The organism is Pararhodobacter zhoushanensis, from assembly GCF_025949695.1.
Lineage (GTDB): Bacteria > Pseudomonadota > Alphaproteobacteria > Rhodobacterales > Rhodobacteraceae > Pararhodobacter > Pararhodobacter zhoushanensis_A.
The window spans coordinates 4,063,072-4,078,428 of the sequence record NZ_JAPDFL010000001.1; the positions used below are offsets into that span (position 1 = coordinate 4,063,072).

Genomic DNA, 15,357 nt, shown 5'->3' on the forward strand with positions numbered 1-15,357 from the left:
CCACTCTCCTTGATGGCCCCAAGGCAACGGCCTACCGCATCTTCGCAAAGTTCTTGGCACACAGCGCGGCTTTGTCGCCCAGTGCGGGCCAAGGCGGTGCGCGCCCCCTTGAGACGCGGCGGGAACCAGTCCAGACAGACCGCACACTTTTGGGCCGCCGTTGCGGCACGGCTCCGACCATGGGACGGACCACCCACTGTCAACGGTGGCGCTCTGCAGCCAATGCCTTGGAATATAAGGATCATCTTTCGTGAAAATCGGCGTCTTTGGCCATCACCCGGACCTGTATCCCGGCTTCAATGCCTTGATGTCCGCCAATTTCGTGTATGGGTTCGCGCGCCTCGGCCATGATGTCACGCTGCTTCTGCCCGAGGTCGGGGTCCGCTCGCAGCACGCGCGGCTTGCCAAGCTCGGCAAGAGCGTGAGCGACCTCGATACCTTCGAGGCCGAAGCCTTCGACATCCGCGTCATTGACCCGGACACGGATCTGGGACGCTTCGATCTGGTCATCTGGCAAAGCTATTTCAAAGAAGATGAGGCCTTCTGGCCCGCCATCCGCAAAGCTGCGCGGCTCGTCGCCAAGAATACACCGCGCCTGCTGGTCGGTGACCCCGATCGCGATGCCCGGATCTTCAAGGGCATCACAAACCGCTATGATATCGTTGGTCTGGCCCTGAACAGCGACTTTGCCCTTGCCGCTGAAAGTTTTGCAACCAGCCAACCCGAAGCCCTGAAGCGCTGCCTGTACCAGCCGCGCGGTTTTCGTCAGGACTGGCTGGTGCCCGATGACACCTTTGACGGCGCGCCGGTTTTCGGCATCGAAAAAGGCGTCGGTGCGTCGGGCGATGAATATTCCTATCTGGCCCCAGTTCTTGAGGAATTGCGCCGTCGCCATGGCACCGTTGACCTGATCGGTGCGCGTTTCGACGACCCGCGCCTGACCACACGGCGCATTGGCCTGTTGCCCGCACGACAATTCTACCGCCAGTTCCTCGCGCCGCTCTGGGCGTATCTGATGATCAATGTCGACCACTCGCGCCAGTCGAAGAACGCCTTTGTCATCAACGGCCGCACCGTTTATCCCGGGCTTTACGAAAACCAGGTCGTCGAGGCCCAGATGGCCGGTGCCGCTGTCGTCGGTCAGGCAGATGCCTTGCCCGAAGAACTGGTTGCGTCGACGATGACGGGGCTACGGTTTGATCGGTACTCCCAGACGGACGAGATTGTCGAATTTCTGGATCAGGTCATCCGCAACCGCCCCACCGTCAGCGCCTCGGCCAAAGCCTGGGCCCGAACCCACCATTCCATCGACGCCATGATCGCACCCCTTCTCGCGATGGCGGCATAAAGCGCCCTATTCCGCCCGCTGGCGCATGACACCGCAAGCGCCGGACCGGCTGAAACGCATCAGAATGTTCTGAAAAAGGAAAAGGATGGTAGCGGAGGAGCGTTCCGGCCAGAAACCCCACGACCTAATGCTTTGTAAAATAACGCTTTGTAAGCTTCGCCAAAGGGGATGAAGGTGGCAAGGGGGACAGTGCCACCTTCGAATCGCCTCTGCAACTGGGCTCGCACACAATCACCCGAAGATTCTGCCGTCAGGAACCGGCTCTCAGAGGACCCTGTGCTGCGCATACTGCCCTGCCCCGTCAAAAGTGGTCCTCGCTGACGTAGACTTTCGAGCCAGAATAAGGCCGAAGGAATAGGACAGAAGAGACATAAGCCGGAAGAGATAGTCGTGAAGATTCGGCAAGCGGACGTTCTGGTATCGGAGGGTCGTCAGTTGCCGAGGCGGTGCGGTCCACCTGGGTAACGCCGTTCACTTACTGCCGCTGGCGCAAGGAGTTTGGCGGTCTGACGACCGACCAGGTGAAACGCCTGAAAGAGCTGGAGAAGGAGAACGAGCAGCTCAGAAGGGACGTGTCGGATCTGGCGTTTGAGAATTTGATCCTGCGCGAACACCCCAGGAAACTTCTGAGCTCCGCCCGTCGCCGAGCCTGCATCGATCACGTGCGGACAATGTCCGGTGTCTCGGAGCACTTGGCCTGCCGGGTGCTCGGACAGCATTGCTCCACTCAACGGACGGTGCCGCGGGGCCGATCCAACGAAGACACCCCAACCGCGAACATCGTCGCACTTGCCTCGCAGTATGGGCGCTACGGCTATCGCCGGATCGCCGTGCTTCTCCGGGAAGCCGGCTGGGTCGTGCACGTGAAGCGTATCGAGCGGATATGGCGACGGGAGGAGCTGAAGGTGCAGCAGAACCAACCGAAGAAAGGCCGGCTCTGGCTGAACAACGGGTCATGCATCCGGCTGCGCCCCGAACATCTGAACGATGTCTGGTCCTACGACTTCGTCGAGAGCCAGACGCATGACGGAAGAAAGTTTCGCATGTTGAACATCGTCAACGAGTTCACCCGGGAGTGCTTGGCGATCCTGATCGACCGGAAGCTCAATTTCATGGCGGTGATCGACGTTCTGACCGATCTCTTTATCCTTTGAGGGGTGCCGACCATGTTCGGTCGGATATTGGCCCTGCGTTCATCGCAAAAGCCGTGTGGGACTGGATCGCCGCGGTCGGGGCGAAGATAGCGATCATCGAACTGGGGAGCCATTCGGGAAACGGTTGCTGCAAGAGCTTCACCTCAATCCTACACCTCAATGGCCGCCCGGGATCATACCGTCGGCGGCGGCGAAATTGCACCCGCTCCTCGGACACTAACGGCAGGGGCCAACCAATTCGTGTGGTCCCACCGAAATTTTGGTTGCGTGAGAGAATTGTGGCGTCGCATTCTACCTGAAGAATTTGGAGTTCTGTGAAATGGTGTGGCGTTTATTTGGGATCGGGTTTGTTATCGCGCAATGCTTCGGCGTCGATGCTGCAGCCCAATCGCTGGGGCCTTGGCATCCGGCCCAATCTTGGTATGCCCCTGGGCATGAAGCCTGCACCAACAATTCAGGTGGCGAATGCCTGAGTCTTCACTGTGCACATGCGGGTCTGACCACCTTGGAGGTCCGTCTCGAGCGGGAGATCACCGAAAGCATTGGAATCACCGTTGATGGGCGCCCGCTGGTGACTTTGCCGGCGGTCCAAGGACGGGCATTGATTACGGACCCACAGCAACACCCGGGGCTGCTCGAGGCTCTGTCCGCCGGACATCGAGCGACATTTAGCACGGGGCAAACCGTCAGCCTGTCAGGGTCGGCCCGTGCCATTCGCGAGACGCTGGAAACCTGCGCCGCCCAGCAACGCGCCTTTGCTACCGGGATGGAAACTTTCGCAGCAGAATTTGATCGTTTTTCCAACGAAAGCACGACGTCTTGGCCCCCTGACGGTCAAGACATCGAATGGGATAGATACCGCAATCAGGGCAGCTTGGTCGCAGATCTGCGCGGACCGGACACCGACCCCTTCATGCGTGGATTGACGGCGCCGCAATGTGAGGAAATTTGTCGCCAGACACGGCACTGTTATTCCTACACCCATTTGAGAGAGCGAAATTCCTGTTATCTTCGGTCGAGCCGCGGAACGTTGCGCGGGCGAAACGGCGCGATCAGCGGCATCCCCATCGGGCGGTGGCATGCCTTATTGACCCCTGTCGCGGCCGGGGGCGGCACGGTGGTCGACCCCACCATGAGCTGGCGGCCGGATGATACGCTGACCTCGTGGACCGAGCGCCGGCGCCATGGCGCGCAACGCTTGGGACTTGCGTGCGGCGTGACCCAGTCCATCGGGCAGACATTTGCAGACGGGCTACGACTGCGGCTTCCGTGGCAGAACATTGTGAGCGTCGGAGATACACTCGAGCTGACCTGGCAAGGTGCGGATCTCGACACCAGAATCCCGATTTGGCTGATGGTGAGTACCAGCGGCCCGGTACGCTTCCACGGGAGCGGTTATTATGCCTTGGGCCCCGAAGCCCCGAACCCTTTCGGCATGACAACCGGCGCCGGGCGCCACCGCGCACTTGTCGCTTTCCATGCGCGGGGGGCAGGTCCCTCGGGAAGTATCCGGATCGAGCCACTGCAGGAAGGTGCGCTGGTCTTGGATGTGCAGGTTGTTGCCTACCAGCGGTCCTGTCGTCGCGAAAGCGTCCATTCTGCGTCACGCGTGTCGGTGGCGGTGCAACCCGGAGAAGCGCGGCTGGTGCTGAACAATCTCCTGGGGCGCCAGACCTATACGCACGAGTTGGATCTCCCCGAGCACGGGCGGAGGATCCTGTTCAACGAGAATCGCCTTTTGGTTCTGGATCGGGCCTCAGGAGCGGAAGTCTTCGAGCGCGGCGGGCAATATTTGAGCCTCTCTCCCACCCATCGTTTTGTCGTGGCACAGCGTGACGGCGCCTTTGACGTCGTGGACATTCTGGACGGTCATGTCGCCGGCCAGCTGAGGGGGGAATTGATCTACTGGGGTATCGGCGACAGCTTTGCGCTATCCAGTTCGACCCCGTGGGGCAAAGTGGATCTCATTTCAACCTTCGGAGATTCCTTTCAGTTGCCGCGAACGCTGACCGGGCCGTCATGCTGCAACATTTCCGAGCGCACGACCCACATCGGCATTGATCTGGAGAATGCGGCGGTGACGATTTGGGGGGGCTCGGGGTACTATGTCGGAGCGTTGCAGAACCCGAATTACAACGTTCGCGAGGACGCACATGGAGGATATTCATCCAGCGGCGCGGGAAGCTTGGCGCTTTATCACCACGCGCTGAATTCTCTTGGCACCGTGGCACCGGTTTCCCTGAGCATGGGCTTCGACGTCGTAGGCGGTCTCACTCAGACTTGGGAGTACCGCGAAAATTTCATCCCCTTTACGGAAGACCGCATCCCCCAACCCTTCGCCGAACGCCTAAGCGCGACTTTCGGCCGCGTTGGATTGGTGCCGACCCCGCTTGATCAAGGGCCGGTCGCCCGTGACCCGCGCACGGCCTTTCACTTGTCGCGTCTTGGCCTTGCCTTGATGGATATGACGGAGGCAGAAGTCCGCCTCGCCTCGTCACCCGAAGTCCCTGAGCATCTGACCAGAGATCCGGCAACGGGTGCCTTTGTCCCGAGCTTTCGCTCGGGCTCCCTCGCGGCGATGCCCTTTGTCGAGCCGATGGCAGAAGAAGCCCGCCAACACGGCTGGCGGTTCACATGGTCGGATGAAAGCCCCGCTGCGATGATGTCCGAATGCTACCACTCGGACTTGAATCAGAATGAGGCTTCAGCGACGCAACTGATGCTTGTGCGGGACGTGGACCGGCTGATTCTGCCTGGACACCGGCGCCGCTCCGCTTTGGGTCAGTCAGGTCTGGTGCACTGCCGGCGCCACCTATGGCTCGCTGCGGCCAACCACGGTGCTCTACATTCACGATTTCGCCGGGCCGGTTCCGCGGGTCAGTGAACAACTCCCGCAATGGCAGGCTTTCTTCTTCGAGAACGCTTCGAGGCCACTGTGGTACGATCACCCCTTTGACATCCGCGGGAACGCGCAGTTCGTACTGTTGATCGCGCGTGGCAACGGAGTCATCGCGTTGTATGACCGCAAGGAACGGGCCCTTGTCAGAACCTTCGAGACCCTTCCTGATGGCGATCTGCTGAGGAGCGCTTATCTATCTGCAGATCAACGCTTCATCGTGCAGGAAAACTCAGATGGCGGGTTTCATATCCATGACGTGATGAATGGCCAGCTTCGGCTGTCCGGGCGCATCGTCGATGACGAGGTGGCGATCTGGACCGAGGACTACCGCTTCGACGCCACGGCCGATGCCGCGAATCTCATTGATCTCGCTTTCGCCGGCCGGTCCCGTCAGTACAGCCTCGACCGCTTTGCCGCCACCCGGCGCATCGACGGCCTGTTGCAAGCCGTTCTCTATGAGGGCCCTGCCGTCAACGTGCCGAGCATGCAGATCCCACCGGACATCGCCGGCAGCATCACCTTGGCGGGGGATCAGATCGAAGCCGCAATTGACGTGGTCTCGGGGAGTGTCACGACGCTCAGCGTGTTTCAGGATGGTGTCCTTACAGATATCGTGCCGCGAGAGGGCTCGCTGGACGGATTGCGGGTGCCGCGACTGCCCGGGGCGCGCTGGGTTTCCATCGTTGCGACAAATGCTCAGGGGCTGGCGAGCAACGCGCAATCGGCCGATCTTGGCCCGAGCGAAAACGATCGGCCTTCTCAAGCCCTGATCGTTGCGGTGAATACCTATAACGACTCGGAGATCCCCTCGTTGGACTTCGCGCTGCGTGACGGCGGACGTTTTGGTGAGGCTCTCGCAGAGGCCGGCAACGAGGTCACCTATCTCGGCAACCTCAATGCAAGCGTGGAGGCGATTCGCGACGCCGTCGCAACACTGGCTGGCGGGCTCACGCCGGGCGAGCAGGGCATCCTGTACTTTGCGGGACATGGCGTGCAGGACCCGTCGGGAGCACTCTATCTCGCGACCTCTGAAACGCGGCTCGACGACCTGCCGGGAACGGCACTGGCCTTTGACGAAATCTCGCGGCTGCTCGCCGAAACCGAAGGTCGAATAACCATTCTCCTCGACACCTGCCATTCGGGGGCCGCAGGGCAAGGCACCTTTGCGACGATGGATGATGTTGTGCGTGGCCTCTCCGAGGTTCCTTCTAACCTGACCATTCTTGCCGCGTCAAAGAGCGGAGAACTGAGCTGGGAGGGCAGCGAATTCGGAGGGGGCGTCTTCACATATGCCCTTCTCAGCGTAATATCCTCAGACCGGGAAGAGCATGATCTCGACCGGAATGGTCGGATCGAGGCTTCCGAACTGGTTCAGGGGGTCAGGTCAATTGTCGCGGCGGCCTCTGGCGACAGGCAAACGCCATGGCTGATGAGTTCGAGGATGGTTGGCGATTATGCGGTTTTCTGACGTTTTCGGTTTCAGCATCGCGTTTTTGGCATCACTTCCCTTGCCGGCGCTGGCCAGTGACTGCTTCGTCTGTGATGACGTCGCCGAACTGGATAGCAACAGTGCCGCCTGTTTCCTTAATTTTTATGACGGATTGCAGGCACAGCTTGACATGGCGCAGACGCCGCGGGTGGAGGTGGACCTGAGTGATTGCGTCGAGGGCGGAGCCGGAAGTACATCGCGTGGCGTAGACCCTTTTCCGATCTTCTTGGGCGGCGGCGATGACACTCCGGCGACAGTGCGTTCCTTGCTGCGATCGCGCTATATTATCGAAAGAAGGAATCTTGGTTGTCTCGCCGACTACCTGCGGCAATATGAGGCTCCGATCGACCCGTCCATTACCATCAACCTGAACGAGGTCTGCCCTTGAACAGAAAAGGCAATGGCTCCATCTTCGGATGGCCCCTGAGCAAGGTGGAGGGTGTCGCACATCTCGTCACCGCATTCGGCGCTTTGCTTGGCGCGGTGGGGGTCATTCTGGCCGTCGTCCAGTACTTTGCCGCGCAAGAGGCGGAACGTGCATCCCACACCCTGTCCTTGATCGACATCTGGGAAACACGTCACTACCGCGACGATTTTGTGGCCCTGCGCGAATCCGCCATGGCCTTTATGGCCAGCGTCCCCGAAGAAGAACAACGCGAGGCGCGCGAAAATGAAACGGCGCGCGCCAATCTTTGGGCACAGATGCGGCGGCATGTGTTTTCGGTTGAAGACGCTGAGCGCCGTTTCGATCGTGTCGTTTCGTTCTTCAGTCGCCTCGGGCTTTGCATCGAGGCGCGTTTGTGCTCAAGGGAAACCGCGCTGCTCTTTTTTGACGATTCCGTCTCCGGCTTCGTTTCATTCTTCGGGCCGGAAATCGAGGGAAGGCAAGATGCTATGCAAAGTTATGGATCGGGCATGATGCTGCTCTACGGGGCTCGCCAGTGAGCTATTCTCGATCACTTGGAAAGTCTTCGCGCTGGTTCAAGCTGTACTCTACCCCTGCTTGTCGGTTTCGAGCTGATTGAAGTAGACCAACGCGGGCGGCGTGGAGCCGCCGGTGGTTGGAGATGGTTATCTACCGGCCAACCCCAGCCTTTGAACCGCACCGGGTTTGCCGGAGGCTAATTGACGTCAGTTACGCGGCCATGGTCTCAGTTTCCAGAGCTGCGTAGAATTTGGCCTCGGCTTCAGCGGGCGGGATGTTCCCGATGGGCTCGAGCAGGCGGCGGTTGTTGAACCAGTCCACCCATTCGAGGGTCGCGTATTCCACGGCCTCGAAGCTGCGCCATGGTCCGCGGCGGTGGATGACCTCGGCCTTGAACAGCCCGTGGATCGTCTCCGCCAGCGCGTTGTCATAACTGTCCCCCACGCTACCCACCGAGGGCTCGATGCCTGCCTCGGCCAGCCGTTCGCTGTAGCGAATGGACAAGTATTGCGACCCGCGGTCGCTAAGGCGAACCAACCCCTTGTCCTTGCCGGGACGGCGATCATGCACCGCCTGCTCCAGGGCATCGAGCACGAAACCGGCATGTGCCGACGTGCTGACGCGCCAGCCGACGATGCGGCAGGCATAGACTTCGATGACGAAGGCGACATAGACGAACCCTTTCCAGGTGGCGACACAGGTGAAATCCGACACCCACAGCCCGTTCGGCGCGGGCACCCGGAACTGGCGGTTCACCTTGTCCAGCGGACAGGGCGCCTTCCTGTCGGGGATCGTCGTCCTGAGCGGCTTGCCGCGGATAATACCCTGAATACCCATACTATCATCAACCTTGCGACCGTGCAGCGGGCCACATCGAAACCCTCACGGCGAAGCTGCCGCCAGACCTTGCGAACGCCGTAGACCCGCCAGTTCTGTTCAAACACACGCCGGATCTCGGGGCCGTAGCGCCTCATCCCTGCGCGCACGGTCCGACCGCCGGGCGGGATCAGCCCGCTTGGCCAGGTGATCGTAACATGTGGACGGGGCAATCGGCAGAACGCTGCAGATCGGTTCGACCCCGTGCGCATTCCGATGCGCATCAATGAAGCCCACCATCACTTCGACCGGCGGTCGAGCCTCTCACGCATCGCTCGAAGCGATGCCGCTCTGCCTTCGAGCATCGCAAAATACGCGCTGGCCTTGCGGAGGATCTCGTTGGCCTGGCGCAGTTCGCGGTTCTCCCGCTCCAGCGCCTTCATCCGCTCGGCCAGTTCGGTGGGGACGCCCGCGCGCTTGCCCCTGTCGACCTCGGCCTTCTTGACCCAGTCATTCAGCGTATGCGCCGAGCAGCCGATCTTCGCGGCAATCGATACGATGGCCTGCCAACGCGATCCGTGCTGGCCTTCGGTGTCCAGCACCAGCCGCACAGCGCGTTCGCGCACTTCAGGGGAAAACTTGTTCGTTGTCTTGCTCATGATGCTCCATCCTACTCAAGAGTTGGAGCCTCCGGCAAACCCGGTGCGGTTCAGAGGTTCACATTGTACTACTCAGACGTCCCGAAACTTGCGCTTGGGAATATCCACCTATCGTGAGAATCTCGAACTGGTACCCGCCAGGAGGCTACCGCGACGAGCTTGAAGGTCGATTTTGTAGCCCAGGTGTAGCCCCAGCCGAAGCGAGCAACCGCGACCACCATAGCTGTGCCTGGAGATCACTGAGTTTCTTCAGGAAAATGTGGTAGCGGAGGAGGGACTTGAACCCCCGACACGCGGATTATGATTCCGTTTAAGTTTGTTGAGAAATAAGGAAAAAATACCAAAATCCCATCCAAGACGACCTAACGAATTCAAGCACTTATCGGCACTCCGCAAACCGGAAAGACGATACCCTTCAAGGATTGCCTTGACGTTCCACGCGGTCCGCATCAGCCCGGCAACTTAAGACTCGATCACGCTTTGCACGACAGCAGTGGCGCTGCGCTCGGTGATGCCCGGCGTCTCACCCCGGCTCACCTGAGGCAGGGCATCGCCGACCGTTATCGACCGCCACGTCGCTTCTAGTTCCGCCTTGGCGTCGTGTCCGGCTCACTCATCACATCGTCGCGAAGGGCGGAGAGCAAACCTTCCTCGCCCTGAATCCCACCGCCACGCAATCGGCATTCCTGCTCACTGCGGACCTTCGACCCAGGCGCGAGGCATGACCGGCCTCAGCCCGAACCGGCAGTTATTCCCTGAAAAACAAAGTTCTGATTTAGGTCGCAGCCCCCTTTTGAGCAAGCCATCGCTGGGAGCGAGACTACCATTTGAGTTTCCGGCTTCTGTGCCTTCATGGTGAAGGAGTGGAGCCAGAGAAGATTGCGCGCATCCAGAACCTGAACTCGGCCACGATCCAAAAGATACTTCAACAGTACCACGGCAAAGAGGGGCGTATTGCCGGACCTACGGAAGTAGGGAGCTGACTGTTTGCAGATGCTGTCACATCGAAACCAGCCCTGCGCGGATTGGTTGCGTCACCTTATCGAAGGTGAATCACGATCCGGGGGCCTGTCGCCGCCCCTGGAAACCCAGCTCGTCAGACGTCGACATTTGCCTCTCCACCGACACCGAACCATACATGAAGGTCCGGCGGCCTGGCACGCGGCGCTGAAGTGCTGAGAGGTGGCTAGAACTTGTTGCACTTCACCTCACCTGTCTCTACACCTTGTGCAGTAGATCCTGTTCCGACCTGTGACCCACGCGCCATATGCCCGCTCTGAGCGCCGCCAGAACGTCTTTTGTTCTTGTTGTGTTCACGCTTGGCGTGTAGCAATCCTAGAAAAAAGGTTCAGGCCCCTCAGCACAGGAAACCCTATCCATGAATTCAGTCGCTTCATCTGCTCTCAGTCCTGAGACCGACTCCGCCGACTCCCCATCATCCTCCAGCAGCAACCCGTCCCGCTACGGCTACTCATCCTCTACAGGGCACTTTGCCGGATTGATGCACGGCGATTCCGCAACAATGCTGAAGAGCCTGCCGGATGACGTTTTCAACGTGGCCGTTACCTCACCTCCATATTTCTGGGTTCGGGATTACGGCTATGACGGCCAGCTCGGTCATGAAGAGTCGGTCGAAACTTATATCGACGCATTGATGGAGGTTTTTGACGAGGTGAAGCGGACGCTTCATCCCGAGGGCGTCTTCTTTTTGAATATCGGTGACACCTATTATTCCGGAAACGGCCAGCCACACGGCAGCGATCCGAAATGCTCATCGCGCAATTTTCTGCGCCGGAAAGTTCGCCCCGTTGATGTTGGCGGATGGGATATCCCGAAGAAAAGCATGATCGGGGTGCCGTGGAAGGTCGCCTTCGCCATGCAGGAACGTGGATGGACGCTCCGTAGCTCGATCATCTGGAACAGGTGCAATTCCTTCGTCGAGCCGACTGCCCGCGACCGTCCGTATCGCCAGTACGAATTCGTCTTCATGTTCGCCAAGAGCCGTTTCTACAGCTTCGACCGCTCAAAGCTGGTCGAGGAAGACGTCTGGAACATTCCCATTGAGCGCAACCGCCGCGCCAACCACAACGCTGCGTTCCCCTCCGAGCTAGTACGGCGCTGCATTGAAGTCGGCAGCCCACCTAACGGCCATGTCCTGGATCCGTTCGTCGGCAGCGGCACAACCGTCCTCACCTCGCTCCTCAACCATCGAAATGTTGTGGGTATAGACATGAGCGGCGACTACATCGACTATGTTCAGGGAGTTGTGGAAGCCGAAGGATTCGAATCAGCAGCGTGGAATGCGGTCACCGACGGTCTGAAACGACCCTCCGCACTCTGGGATGACTGGGCCGGAAACCGGAACAACTTCCGCAAACCAGGGACGAAGAAAAAACAAGAGTGATGCGTGCAGTATTTCGACATACCCACCATAAAGGCGTCCATCGAAGCCCTTAAAGGGATCAGCGCCAACTGGCTGATCCCGGCGTTCGTCTTCGCCGCGAATGATGTTGGAACAGGCGAACTGGTTGATATGTCGAAGAGTCGGGGGACCGACCAGTTCCTCGACAATTACTTCAATGGCAGCCTGATCGGCTTTCCGCCCTTCAGGAGCGGAAACAATCTGCTGCGTCCCCGTCTCAAGGGCGTCAAACAGGAGTTCCCCGGTGACGATGTGATCCGGCAGGACACGAAGATGTGGGGCAACTTGTTCTCCAGTCGCGGATACCGCGAGATGCGTCAGCGCGGGGAACTGGAAGGTGAGAAAGCGACGGTGCGCTTGACCGATGCCTTTCAGCCCGCCTTCGAAGGTGCAATCCCTGCGGCGTTTCAGTTCGAGGATTTCCTAGTCTGGCTGTTCGCCTTCTCAGGCTTCCCGGATGAAATCTCATCATGGCAAGTGCTGTACGACCATCTTGTGACGACCGTTCTGGAACTGCACGAGTTTCAGGAGCCGTACCGGGGCCGCTTCAAGCTGACGCCGGGCCGTGCCTGGCCGCAAACCATTGCGGCCCGTCCCGATAATGGTGTGTTTCAGGAAGAGCTTGCCCCCGCCCAGAAAGCGTTTCTCGCCGCGCCCGCTCCAGAACCTGCGCCCGAAGAGGAAGAAAAGAAACGCCGCCTGAGTCCCGATGACTGGGTTCTCGCAAAGATACGCAGCGCCATTGCGAAAGATAGCGGGCGCTCATTCCTCCTTGCTGGACCGCCGGGAACAGGCAAAACGCGCTACGCGCATGACATTGCCGAGTTTCTTGCGGACGGGGACGAAGATCGCACGCACTTTTTGCAGTTTCATCCGGCCTTCGGCTATGACGACTTCGTTGAAGGGTTCCGTCCGGCGGTGCCCGATGGCGAGGGTGATGAAAAAGCCTCAACGGGCGTCACCTACATTCTTGACCAGCGGCATTTCCTGAAATTTGCCGACAAGGCTCGCCAGAACCCTGAGAAGCTATACGTTCTGGTGATAGACGAACTTAACCGGGGTGATGTTGCGCGCATTTTTGGCGAATTGCTGACATACCTAGAGCTGGATTACCGTGGAAAGGAGTTCAAGCTCGCCATTTCAGGCAAGCCCACGTCGCTGCCCCGAAATCTGATTGTCCTAGCGACCGCCAACCCCTTTGACCGCTCGGTCACCGATCTGGATGACGCGCTTCTCCGGCGTTTTATCGTTATACTGATGGAGCCGGACAAATCGGCCCTCGAGCGCTACCTGAAGGAGAAGGGCGTCGAACAGCGCGTTCTGTCACGGACGCTCAGGCTATTCGACATTCTGAAAGATGCGTTCCCCGCCGGGTTCGGTCACACGAATTTCCTCGGGGTCACAACCATGGAAGACCTTGATGATGTTTGGACGGGGCGGGTGCAGCTCGGACTACAGCGCACGCTCCTGCATGACACGCAGAGATTCGAGGCCCTGCGCGGCGAAATCGAGCAACTGCTTAAAATAGACGAGGAAGCCGAAGCCGCCGGCCAAGACGACGAAGAGGCATAGGGGGTATGGTATGACCGCCCCGGCTCGTGTCATCGAAATCCAGGAACGCGGCTGGCGTTACTTTCCGCGCACCGATCTGGCCGACAAACATGGCAGCTCTCTGATCCTGCCGGAAACACGCAAACTTCAGGCCGTCGAGATCACGGATGTGCCTAACGGTGCGCGGCTAATGGCCTTGGGTTTGATCGGCTATCTGCCGCTGACCAGCGCGATCACGCTTAACATTGTTCCCAAGTTCCCGATCCAGAACCTCTGGACGATGCTGGAGGTGGGCGGGGAGTCCTATGCCCGCATACTTCCGACGCTGCGCCGCTATCAGACCACTTCAAACCCCGCGCCGATCCAGCTTCTTGCGCGCAGTTTCTGCCATTATCTGAAAAACGCCCTCTCCGCAGGGTTTGAGCGTTCATACTACAGCAGGACTGTGAACGGCTATTACAAGCCCCGCGTCGAGTTTGGACAGACGATTGGCAGCTATCTCTCGCGGGGTAATCCGGTCGAAACCGTATCAAGCGTTTTCGAGTTCGGCATCGACAGTCCTATTAATCGCATCGTTAAGGCCGCTTGCCTGCGTTTTTCGGCAATCATGCCGCGGGCAGCGGATTGGGACGAAGACAGAAAGCTCATCGGCTTTGCGCTCGACGCCTTGCAACGTGTGCGGGCGCAGGAGCCAGGCATCCATGACTTCACACTCGATCAAACCGTGTCGTTTCGACTGCGGGCACATTATTCGGGCCTACTGCGGGTCTACCAGCTACTCCTGACTGGAGGCGGGATTGCCTTCACGTTCGAGCCAGGCGGAAAGGAATTACCTTCATTTCTGTTCAATCTTGAAGATATCTTCGAGCGATTTATCCGGCAGACTTTCCTTATCGCGTTACGCGAAAGGAACATCGCTGTTCTGGACGGGAACAAGCATATGGGGCGCTTGTTTGAGGACAACAGATCTTTTCCGACCAAATCCGATTTAATCTTCCGATACGGCAAAAGAAACGTCATCGGGCTTGGGGAAGTGAAGTACAAACCCAAGCTCAAGGAAATCGACCGCTACCAGATTATCAGCCATGTTACAGCCGCCAAGGCGCCGCTTGGCATCCTGTTTTCTCCAGCCAATGAAGGCGAAAGCCAAAAGCTGGAGCGCCTTGGGCGGCTTTCTACGGGCGCACAGTTTTACCACTATCGCGTCGATATCCAGGGCGACATTCGCGCAGCCCAGGCACAGATGGTTGCTGACGTCAGTGCGCTTCTGAATACTCCAGATGCCTAACCATGCTACACGACGCCATAGATGACCTGTTGGGGGTGCCGCACCGCAGCAACCTGTTGCATCTTGTGCGGCGGCTATGGGCCGTGAGTGAACAGCAGGCGTTGTCGATACACGGATCGTTATCGACATCCTAGCCAGACGTCACGAGCACCTTCGCCCTCTCATCACCCCGAAGACCGTTCACACTCTTCGCGAGTAGCTCCCCAAGTACGGCGGGTGCATTTCACCAGCCGCCCATGATCGGGTTATGCTCGCGGGCCGTCTCCGACGGCCGCACGCGGCAGGCCGCTGCCGGTTGAACGCCATGAACGTGCCCGCGTCGCAGCAGAGCTGTTCCGCCACCCTCTTCAACCCACGCGCCGCCAGCCCGCTGCCCGGCGCTAGAATGGCGCAAGGGTATCGCTCAAATCTCCGGGTCGGGCACAAACTGGAGGCCTTGCCCGGCAAGGATTGCCTCGGCGTTCCACGCGGTTTGCATCGGCCCGGCGACCGAGAACACGCTCATGCTCTGCGCGGCTGCGATCGCGCTGCCCTCTGTGATGCCCGGCGTATCTCCCCAGTTGACCTGCGGCATGGCATCGCCAGCCGCCATCAGCCGCCACATGGCTTCCAACTCGGACGTAGCGCTCATGTCCTGCATGAGCCGGTGCGTGGGCGGGGTTTCAAACGTGGCGCTGGGGTCTTTCGCGCAGACCTTCCGGCCTTGGGTGAAACTGTTCGGCCCCCGACCCATCGCCTGAAAGACGATGGACAGCTTGTCGGCCTGAGCCTCGGGAACAATGATGATGCACGGTACTTGGGCCATG

General features: G+C 59.4%; 9 protein-coding genes, 2 pseudogenes and 1 other annotated feature. Of the genes and pseudogenes, 9 read left to right on the forward strand and 2 right to left on the reverse strand.

The window, feature by feature from the left end; translation table 11 throughout:
- The first annotated feature begins 250 nt into the window (after positions 1 to 250).
- From OKW52_RS20200 to OKW52_RS20225, 6 genes and pseudogenes are all read left to right on the forward strand, one after another.
- Complete coding sequence (locus OKW52_RS20200) at positions 251 to 1,348, forward strand: glycosyltransferase (RefSeq protein WP_264507297.1); 1,098 nt, start codon at positions 251 to 253, stop codon at positions 1,346 to 1,348.
- 354 nt (positions 1,349 to 1,702) lie between these two features.
- Positions 1,703 to 2,666, forward strand: a pseudogene (locus OKW52_RS20205) (IS3 family transposase); the annotation flags it as partial.
- 155 nt (positions 2,667 to 2,821) lie between these two features.
- Positions 2,822 to 5,386 carry a PAN/Apple domain-containing protein gene (locus OKW52_RS20210; protein WP_264507298.1) on the forward strand — a complete coding sequence of 855 codons (2,565 nt, stop codon included), beginning with the start codon at positions 2,822 to 2,824 and terminating at the stop codon, positions 5,384 to 5,386.
- On the forward strand, positions 5,340 to 6,869 hold the full coding sequence (locus tag OKW52_RS20215) for a caspase family protein (protein ID WP_264507299.1): 1,530 nt from the start codon (positions 5,340 to 5,342) through the stop codon (positions 6,867 to 6,869). Before OKW52_RS20210 ends, OKW52_RS20215 begins: the two co-directional genes overlap by 47 nt.
- Entirely contained in the window at positions 6,856 to 7,278 is a 423-nt protein-coding gene (locus tag OKW52_RS20220) for a hypothetical protein (protein WP_264507300.1), read from the forward strand. The genes OKW52_RS20215 and OKW52_RS20220 overlap by 14 nt, the downstream gene beginning before the upstream one ends.
- A complete protein-coding gene (locus OKW52_RS20225) occupies positions 7,275 to 7,835 on the forward strand; it encodes a hypothetical protein (protein WP_264507301.1) in 561 nt (186 codons plus the stop codon). The genes OKW52_RS20220 and OKW52_RS20225 overlap by 4 nt, the downstream gene beginning before the upstream one ends.
- 190 nt (positions 7,836 to 8,025) lie before the next feature.
- On the opposite strand, the pseudogene OKW52_RS20230 reads toward OKW52_RS20225, so the two are convergent.
- A pseudogene (locus tag OKW52_RS20230) lies at positions 8,026 to 9,290 on the reverse strand (IS3 family transposase).
- Positions 8,857 to 9,009, reverse strand: a sequence feature (AL1L pseudoknot). It overlaps the preceding pseudogene by 153 nt.
- A 1,378-nt stretch (positions 9,291 to 10,668) precedes the next feature.
- On the opposite strand from OKW52_RS20230, the gene OKW52_RS20235 reads away from it, so the two are divergent.
- From OKW52_RS20235 to OKW52_RS20245, 3 genes are read left to right on the forward strand one after another with little or no spacing between them, the layout of a single operon-like run.
- Positions 10,669 to 11,694, forward strand: coding sequence for a DNA-methyltransferase (locus OKW52_RS20235; RefSeq protein WP_264507302.1), 1,026 nt, complete (start codon positions 10,669 to 10,671; stop codon positions 11,692 to 11,694).
- A 3-nt stretch (positions 11,695 to 11,697) separates the two neighbouring features.
- Positions 11,698 to 13,284: an McrB family protein gene (locus tag OKW52_RS20240; RefSeq protein ID WP_264507303.1), complete on the forward strand. Its 1,587-nt coding sequence runs from the start codon at positions 11,698 to 11,700 to the stop codon at positions 13,282 to 13,284.
- Positions 13,285 to 13,294: 10 nt separating this feature from the next.
- Positions 13,295 to 14,551, forward strand: a complete 1,257-nt coding sequence (locus OKW52_RS20245) for an McrC family protein (protein WP_264507304.1) — start codon at positions 13,295 to 13,297, stop codon at positions 14,549 to 14,551.
- Between the two features lie 403 nt (positions 14,552 to 14,954).
- Here the strand turns inward: OKW52_RS20245 and OKW52_RS20250 are convergent, their stop codons facing one another.
- The gene (locus tag OKW52_RS20250; protein ID WP_264507305.1) at positions 14,955 to 15,356 is read right to left on the reverse strand and encodes a hypothetical protein; all 402 of its coding nucleotides are present in this window, start codon (positions 15,354 to 15,356) and stop codon (positions 14,955 to 14,957) included.
- Between the last annotated feature and the right edge of the window lies 1 nt (position 15,357).

Excerpts from the sequence above, each read along its gene's own strand:
- OKW52_RS20250 (WP_264507305.1), bottom strand. The coding sequence starts at position 15,356 with ATGGCCCAAGTACCGTGCATCATCATTGTTCCCGAGGCTCAGGCCGAC.
- OKW52_RS20210 (WP_264507298.1), top strand. The coding sequence starts at position 2,822 with ATGGTGTGGCGTTTATTTGGGATCGGGTTTGTTATCGCGCAATGCTTC.
- OKW52_RS20220 (WP_264507300.1), top strand. The coding sequence starts at position 6,856 with ATGCGGTTTTCTGACGTTTTCGGTTTCAGCATCGCGTTTTTGGCATCA.
- OKW52_RS20245 (WP_264507304.1), top strand. The coding sequence starts at position 13,295 with ATGACCGCCCCGGCTCGTGTCATCGAAATCCAGGAACGCGGCTGGCGT.
- OKW52_RS20235 (WP_264507302.1), top strand. The coding sequence starts at position 10,669 with ATGAATTCAGTCGCTTCATCTGCTCTCAGTCCTGAGACCGACTCCGCC.